This window comes from Accumulibacter sp. (genome assembly GCF_023806635.1).
Lineage (GTDB): Bacteria > Pseudomonadota > Gammaproteobacteria > Burkholderiales > Rhodocyclaceae > Accumulibacter.
Genome location: NZ_JAMTDQ010000105.1, coordinates 47,386 through 54,227 on the forward strand (window position 1 = coordinate 47,386; position 6,842 = coordinate 54,227).

Genomic DNA, 6,842 nt, shown 5'->3' on the forward strand with positions numbered 1-6,842 from the left:
GGCGGTTTCACGCGACTCCGCCGACCCTGATGGACCGGCCGCTGATCAGCAGCAGCGACACACCGCCGCGTTGGCAACGTTCGTTCAGCTCGGCGTGGGCGGATTCGGGCAGGCCACCCGGCCTGCCGTCCACGCCGAGGAAGAGCGCCAGCGGGCGCACGCCGCCGATCGCCGAGATTCTGTCACGCCAGGCTGCCAGCTTGTCGATGTCCTTGCGGTAATCGGCAAGCACAGCGTTGCTGGACTTGCGGTCGATTGCCGCACCGCCCTTGACCTCGACGATGGCTTCCAGGTGCGCCAGCTTGTGCCCATCGTTCGACCGGTGCCGGTCGCCGCCCCGGTACAGGTTGAAGCGCCCGTCGAAACCGGCGTCGAAGACGGCCAGATCCGGTCGCCGCTGCATGCGGTTGCCGGCTTCGGCGGCGAACGAGAAGTAGGTCTCGAGCGAGAGCTGGTGCACGCCGAAGCCGGCTTCGCGCAGGAAGCCGTAGAGTACGGTGGCGAGGTTGGCTTCGTGACCACCTGCGGCGAGCAGAGCCTTCGCGAGCGGACGCAGGCGCGTCTCGCCTGCGTTCAGCAGGAAGTCGATACCGGCGCGGCGCGACGTCGGTGGAACCGGTGGAAGCGGAAAGTGTGCGAGCGGCGTGGCAGGCCCGGCAGCGAGCCAGGAGGGCTCGCCCTGGCAGTGGTAGGCGAAGTTCAACCCATGCGCGATGCAGCGCTCGGCGATCAGCCTCGCCTTCATCGAGCCGACGGCCCGGCCAAGCTCGGGCATGTCCACACACATGAACCAACATTCCACACCTCGGGCGGCCGCGGGTTGCAGCTTGGCCATGTCGTCGCAGTGACCGCGGGCATCGATGCGATCCCGGAGCGCGTTGCGGTCGCCGTAGGCGCCGCCTTTCACTTCGATCGCGACGCGCGGCACCAGCGCCGTCTTGTCGGCGGAATGGCCGTGCGGACCCAGGACGACCAGATCCGTCTTTCCGGCTTCCAGGGGGAACTCGCGCATGAGCTGCGTCGCCGGAATGCCGGACTGGCTCAGGCGGTGGTGCACGATGGCGTGAATGACCTCTTCGTGACCGCAGAACTGTGACGCGTCGGCAAAGGACTTGGCGATGAGACCGAGATCGAGGTGCATAGGAGTCTCCGGTTGATTTCGAGAGACGACATGACACCACGAAGCGACGAAACTGTCCGCCGCGGCAAGCTTGCGATCGAGCGAGCCACTGCCGCGTTTCCCTCAAGCGGCAGTCGCTGAACTTCCAGACGGCAGCCTGCAGTCTGGAATCGGGGACGGTGAATTCACACCGGCTCCATAGCTGACTTGACCGGACTCTGACGCCCGTCTGTGCCGAAACATGTCGGGCGCCGATTCCCAGCAGACATTCGGCCTGGGTACTCTCGCCCTCCCGCTGATCGTTTGGCGCTCCTTTCCCAAGTGAAGCAGACAGGTCCGAAGTCTTAACCAAGAATGGGAAATCCCCCGGCTCTGCCGGGGGACTGGAGAAGTTTGAGATTTCAGGGAGTCCATCAGGAAACTTCAAGCCGTGAGCCGCCAAGCACACGACTATGGAGAATCCCGATGGACGAGTCTGAAAGCCTAAGCCACTCGAAGTGGGAGTGCAAATATCACGTAGTGTTCATCCCGAAGTGCCGACGGCGTACGCTGTATGAGCAGCTGCGTCGCCACCTCGGGGAAGTGTTCCGCAAACTGGCAGAGCAGAGGGAGAGTCGGATCGAAGAGGGGCATCTGATGCAGGATCACGTACACATGCTGATTTCGATTCCCCCGAAGTACGCGGTGTCGCATGTGGTGGGGTACATCAAGGGCAAGAGCGCGATTCACTTGGCCCGAGTGTACGGTGAGCAGAAGAGAAGCTTCGTCGGCCAGAGCTTCTGGGCAAGAGGGTACTTCGTCTCGACCGTTGGTCGAGACGAGACGTTGATCCGGGAGTACATCCGAGACCAGGAGCAGGAGGACAAGCGACTGGATCAACTGAGCCTGTGGCGCTGAGTTGCCACCTTTAGGTGGCGGAAGAGAGTCAGGGTCGCGTTAGCGACCCTGTCTAGCCGCTTTGAGCGGCTCACATAATAAAAGCCCCCGGCTTTGCCGGGGGATGGTTACTCCCTTTGATTTCAGGGCTGGCTACTGACGGAGATCCAAAAGACCTAGCATACACGATAGCGTCTTAATCCCTTTGATTTCAGGGCTGGCTACTGACCGCTCGCCCGCTGTGATGCCGCGTGGGCAGCGCGCAGTCTTAATCCCTTTGATTTCAGGGCTGGCTACTGACCCCGGCAGCATGGGCAAGCTACATCACCGGGCTGAAGTCTTAATCCCTTTGATTTCAGGGCTGGCTACTGACGGAGATCCAAAAGACCTAGCATACACGATAGCGTCTTAATCCCTTTGATTTCAGGGCTGGCTACTGACGAAACCGGCGGAGACGTGTTGATCCTCGCGCCGCTGGCGCCTTAATCCCTTTGATTTCAGGGCTGGCTACTGACTTTGCGCACGCCAGAAATGGGGCGTCAAGGATAAGTCTTAATCCCTTTGATTTCAGGGCTGGCTACTGACCGCAGAGCTTCGTGCAAGGGCTTATCTACATGGGTCTTAATCCCTTTGATTTCAGGGCTGGCTACTGACGTCATGAAGGCGAACAAGGAAGTCACCGCCTTCGGGTCTTAATCCCTTTGATTTCAGGGCTGGCTACTGACCTTTGCGGGTCCTTTTAGGAGAAAACACAATGACCAGTCTTAATCCCTTTGATTTCAGGGCTGGCTACTGACGACGCCGCAGCGTTTGGGCGTAGTTGGAAGGCGAGTCTTAATCCCTTTGATTTCAGGGCTGGCTACTGACATCTACACAACTCTCAAGGCAATCAAAGAACACTCGTCTTAATCCCTTTGATTTCAGGGCTGGCTACTGACTAGACAGAGATGCTGCACGCGACAGCTTCATCTCGTCTTAATCCCTTTGATTTCAGGGCTGGCTACTGACGGTCGCGAATGCCGGACGGGTCCAAGGGAAGCGTCTTAATCCCTTTGATTTCAGGGCTGGCTACTGACAGGCTGTAATCGCAGGTAAGGTTACTCGCTCCCGGGTCTTAATCCCTTTGATTTCAGGGCTGGCTACTGACGGCCGCCGAGCGCGCGGCAGGTGTGCGCGACGTTGTCTTAATCCCTTTGATTTCAGGGCTGGCTACTGACCCAGCTTTTCCCGCATCAGCGCGATCTGGCAGGTCTTAATCCCTTTGATTTCAGGGCTGGCTACTGACGTGCTGGAGTATGATTCCCCGCTTGCGAAATATCGGTCTTAATCCCTTTGATTTCAGGGCTGGCTACTGACCCAACCCTGCAGTTTATTGATGACCAGTTTGATTGTCTTAATGCCTTTGATTTCAGGGCTGGCTACTGACCCGCCAAGTACGACGGCCTCAACCCCGGCCAGAAGGTCTTAATCCCTTTGATTTCAGGGCTGGCTACTGACATCAGGACGCTGTACATCGAGCAGTTCGACGAGGTCTTAATCCCTTTGATTTCAGGGCTGGCTACTGACTACGTCGTCACGCCGACGACGTGGCAAATTCACCTGTCTTAATCCCTTTGATTTCAGGGCTGGCTACTGACCCGTTGCCCTTCCGACATTCGCCGGCGCCGGCGAGTCTTAATCCCTTTGATTTCAGGGCTGGCTACTGACGACGCCCATGCTTTTGGGCGGCAATGGCGCGCAAAGTCTTAATCCCTTTGATTTCAGGGCTGGCTACTGACGCGACAGCGTACAGCAATGCGCCTTCGCGAGCGTCTTAATCCCTTTGATTTCAGGGCTGGCTACTGACGAGATTTAACAGTATGGGAGTACGCCCCGAGTCTTAATCCCTTTGATTTCAGGGCTGGCTACTGACACATTACCGGTCTGAAGAAGGCTCCTGCGGTTACGGTCTTAATCCCTTTGATTTCAGGGCTGGCTACTGACAATCCACGCGAGCGAACGATCAAGTTCCTTGCGAGTCTTAATCCCTTTGATTTCAGGGCTGGCTACTGACCCGGTTGAACCGGGCAAGGTCAGCGGGTCAGACGTCTTAATCCCTTTGATTTCAGGGCTGGCTACTGACGAAAACCGCCGAGCAAATCGCGCAGCAGAAAGCGTCTTAATCCCTTTGATTTCAGGGCTGGCTACTGACTTCCAACACAAAGTCACGGAACCGAAAGGCACGTCTTAATCCCTTTGATTTCAGGGCTGGCTACTGACACAAAGCTGCTGTTGCTCGCCATCTCACGGCGTGTCTTAATCCCTTTGATTTCAGGGCTGGCTACTGACCGCGAGACACGCGAGATTTGGGACAAAATCCTATTGTCTTAATCCCTTTGATTTCAGGGCTGGCTACTGACCGCGAACTGCAACCGGAGTGGAACAGGGCTTTTGGGTCTTAATCCCTTTGATTTCAGGGCTGGCTACTGACCTGTGAGCGCACCATTCACAGCGACAAAGTTTGACCGGTCTTAATCCCTTTGATTTCAGGGCTGGCTACTGACCCGAGGATGGCTCCCCGTGCATCGTGTCGGCGATGGTCTTAATCCCTTTGATTTCAGGGCTGGCTACTGACGAAAAAGCGCCGACCAGCAAGCCGGGGATCAGCACGTCTTAATCCCTTTGATTTCAGGGCTGGCTACTGACAGGAAATGATCAACCACAGCGACCTCGTTGATCGGTCTTAATCCCTTTGATTTCAGGGCTGGCTACTGACCTGGTGGCAGCGTGAGCGACGGCGTTCTGACCCGGTCTTAATCCCTTTGATTTCAGGGCTGGCTACTGACGAAAGGAGAAAGCCGAAGGCGTACCCGCACAGCTCGTCTTAATCCCTTTGATTTCAGGGCTGGCTACTGACAGATGCCGCCATTTTGGCGGAGCAGTACAACAGTCTTAATCCCTTTGATTTCAGGGCTGGCTACTGACAGCAGCGAACTCAACCACAGCGACCTCGTTGATCGCGTCTTAATCCCTTTGATTTCAGGGCTGGCTACTGACGTACAACATGGGCGATATTGCCCGTGTAGCACCGGTCTTAATCCCTTTGATTTCAGGGCTGGCTACTGACCGCCCGAGCGGCGCAATCAGCCGAGGCAAGACGGGTCTTAATCCCTTTGATTTCAGGGCTGGCTACTGACTGCCAGAAGCAGGCGTGCCGTGCATCGTGTCGGCGTCTTAATCCCTTTGATTTCAGGGCTGGCTACTGACAGAAAGGAACCGCTGGCAACGGGAAAGAAAGGGGCGTCTTAATCCCTTTGATTTCAGGGCTGGCTACTGACGAATGCACGGCGATCATGTGAGGGGTTAGGTTAGTCTTAATCCCTTTGATTTCAGGGCTGGCTACTGACCTCGCGCATGTCAATCACCTGACAGCGTTTCCTTTGTCTTAATCCCTTTGATTTCAGGGCTGGCTACTGACGGCTGCCGTGCGTTGGGTCGATCGTTGATACGTCTTAATCCCTTTGATTTCAGGGCTGGCTACTGACACCAAGGAGATTGAGATGAGATTCGAGACCACTAGTCTTAATCCCTTTGATTTCAGGGCTGGCTACTGACTGCGCATTTTTGCGCAGGCGCAGGAATGGCCGCAATGTCTTAATCCCTTTGATTTCAGGGCTGGCTACTGACACTTCGAGCAAGGAGACGACAATGCTTAACCTAAGTCTTAATCCCTTTGATTTCAGGGCTGGCTACTGACCCCGAGGCCGGCACTCCATGCATCGTGTCGGCGAGTCTTAATCCCTTTGATTTCAGGGCTGGCTACTGACAAGGTTTGACGGCGCTGAGAGGGGAAAGAAAAGAGGTCTTAATCCCTTTGATTTCAGGGCTGGCTACTGACGGCTAATGTAGCTGAGAGGGTCTGGTGACGGGTCTTAATCCCTTTGATTTCAGGGCTGGCTACTGACCGGGTAGTTTCATGTTCACGAAACGGAAAAGGGTTGTCTTAATCCCTTTGATTTCAGGGCTGGCTACTGACAGCGCGAGGTTTGGTCAAAGTTTTTGTTTCGTCTTAATCCCTTTGATTTCAGGGCTGGCTACTGACGGGCAAAATCCTTATGCCGGACAACGTAACCGGTCTTAATCCCTTTGATTTCAGGGCTGGCTACTGACAGAGAAAGGAGCAACATGAACTACTTCACCGGCGTCTTAATCCCTTTGATTTCAGGGCTGGCTACTGACATTGCCGCCGTCGGTATGGCGGTCGCGAGCGTAATGGTCTTAATCCCTTTGATTTCAGGGCTGGCTACTGACAGTTCGACCGCGAGTATGCGGTCTGCGATGAGGGTCTTAATCCCTTTGATTTCAGGGCTGGCTACTGACCCAGATGAGCGTCGCAACCGCGGTGCGCATTTTGTCTTAATCCCTTTGATTTCAGGGCTGGCTACTGACTGATATTTGCGGTATCGGGAAAACGCACGTCTTAATCCCTTTGATTTCAGGGCTGGCTACTGACGTCACCGTGCTGGTGTACGCGCTCATCGACACCGTGTCTTAATCCCTTTGATTTCAGGGCTGGCTACTGACTGAGGGGAATGGAATGAGCAGTTTGGATCTGTGCCGGTCTTAATCCCTTTGATTTCAGGGCTGGCTACTGACCGCATTTACGCGCAGGCGCAAGAGTGGCCGCAGTGTCTTAATCCCTTTGATTTCAGGGCTGGCTACTGACGGAGGATTGAAATATGGCAACGAAGATTAAACTGTCTTAATCCCTTTGATTTCAGGGCTGGCTACTGACAGATTATTGCCGTTACCCGGCTGGTGGCGGCATGGTCTTAATCCCTTTGATTTCAGGGCTGGCTACTGACCC

General features: G+C 55.6%; 2 protein-coding genes and 1 CRISPR repeat array. Of the genes, one reads left to right on the forward strand and one right to left on the reverse strand.

The genetic code is table 11. The features are described from left to right. Positions 1–7: 7 nt before the first annotated feature. The gene (locus tag NFW30_RS18310; RefSeq protein ID WP_295350701.1) at positions 8–1,141 is read right to left on the reverse strand and encodes a hypothetical protein; all 1,134 of its coding nucleotides are present in this window, start codon (positions 1,139–1,141) and stop codon (positions 8–10) included. 444 nt (positions 1,142–1,585) lie between these two features. Between NFW30_RS18310 and tnpA the strand changes: the two genes are divergently transcribed. Beyond that, the gene (gene tnpA, locus NFW30_RS18315) at positions 1,586–2,017 is read left to right on the forward strand and encodes an IS200/IS605 family transposase (RefSeq protein ID WP_295350698.1); all 432 of its coding nucleotides are present in this window, start codon (positions 1,586–1,588) and stop codon (positions 2,015–2,017) included. Between the two features lie 104 nt (positions 2,018–2,121). Then, positions 2,122–6,840: direct repeats of the CRISPR family, unit length 36 nt; unit sequence GTCTTAATCCCTTTGATTTCAGGGCTGGCTACTGAC. Positions 6,841–6,842: the final 2 nt, after the last annotated feature.

Excerpts from the sequence above, each read along its gene's own strand:
- NFW30_RS18310 (WP_295350701.1), bottom strand. The coding sequence starts at position 1,141 with ATGCACCTCGATCTCGGTCTCATCGCCAAGTCCTTTGCCGACGCGTCA.
- tnpA (WP_295350698.1), top strand. The coding sequence starts at position 1,586 with ATGGACGAGTCTGAAAGCCTAAGCCACTCGAAGTGGGAGTGCAAATAT.